This window comes from Albidovulum sediminicola (genome assembly GCF_025751575.1).
Classification (GTDB): domain Bacteria; phylum Pseudomonadota; class Alphaproteobacteria; order Rhodobacterales; family Rhodobacteraceae; genus Albidovulum; species Albidovulum sediminicola.
This window is the reverse complement of sequence record NZ_JAOWLA010000063.1, coordinates 1-1,032: the sequence shown is the minus strand read 5'-3', so window position 1 is coordinate 1,032 and position 1,032 is coordinate 1. Positions and strand designations below refer to the sequence as shown.

Here is a 1,032-nt window from a genome sequence, read left to right as displayed (position 1 = left end):
TTGGGTATTCAAATGGGCGGGTAATTCCCCACCCATTCAGGTTGGAATGCCAAGGTATACCGTCAGGTGACCCGCCAATATGGGTGGTTTTTCTCGAAAAGGTCAAGAAATGCAACAACTTGGAACCACAAACCCGCCCGTCACCGTCGCCCTCGCCGACAGCAACCCCCTCGTCCTCTCCGCCATGTCCGAGATCTTCGACCGCGATCCGCGATTCTCCCTCGTCGCAACCTCCTCCACCGCCGAGGGCTTCCTCGGCATGGTCATGCGCGTCCCCGTCGCCATCGGCGTCATCGACTGGAACCTGCCCGCGCTCGGCGGCCAGAAACTCTGCGAGGTCCTGCGCGAACAGCCCAGCCCGCCCCGCCTCGTCGTCTACGGCGACGACCCCAAGGGCGAACTGCCCCGCCTCGCCATGCTCGCCGGCGCCGCCGGTTTCGCCGCCCGCAGCGCCCCCGTCGATGACCTGCTCAGAACCTGCCTCTCCGTCGCACAGGGCCAGATGGTCTTCCCCTTCCTCGACATCCGCGCCCTCCAGTCCGACCCCATCCTCAGCCTCACCCGCAAGGAACGCGCGCTGCTCGAAGCCCTCTCCCAGGGCCTCACCAACAAGGACCTCGCCCGCGATTTCGCCATCTCCGCAAACACCGTGAAGTTCCACCTCTCCAACCTCTTCGCCAAGCTCGGCGTCGCCAGCCGCGCCCAGGCCATCGCCTTCTACTACGCCTCCCGGATGCCCGGAGAACGGCGCCCCGACACCCGACCGGAGCCCCGCCCCGACCCCAGATCCGGCCCCCGCAAGGAGGGCTGAAAGCGACATCACAAAGTTTCCGTGCGACACCCCTGGGCGAAATAAAATTTCTTGACATGAATGCCGTCTTGCGCCCTTGAATGGCCCCCGTTACCCACGCCAACCCATCCAAGGACCCGTCCCATGAGCTTTCACGTGATCGAACAGGCCCCCGCACGGCTCAACCGCAGCGAATTGGCCGTTCCCGGAAGCGCGCCGCAAATGTTTGAAAAGGCAGCACA

The 1,032-nt window shown here is 64.4% G+C and carries 1 protein-coding gene and 1 pseudogene; both read left to right on the top strand.

The genetic code is table 11. The annotated features are described in order from the left end of the window. Nucleotides 1-109: 109 nt before the first annotated feature. Nucleotides 110-811: a response regulator transcription factor gene (locus OE647_RS20100; RefSeq protein WP_263723543.1), complete on the top strand. Its 702-nt coding sequence runs from the start codon at nucleotides 110-112 to the stop codon at nucleotides 809-811. 123 nt (nucleotides 812-934) lie between these two features. Further along, nucleotides 935-1,032, top strand: a pseudogene (locus OE647_RS20095) (CoA ester lyase); the annotation flags it as partial.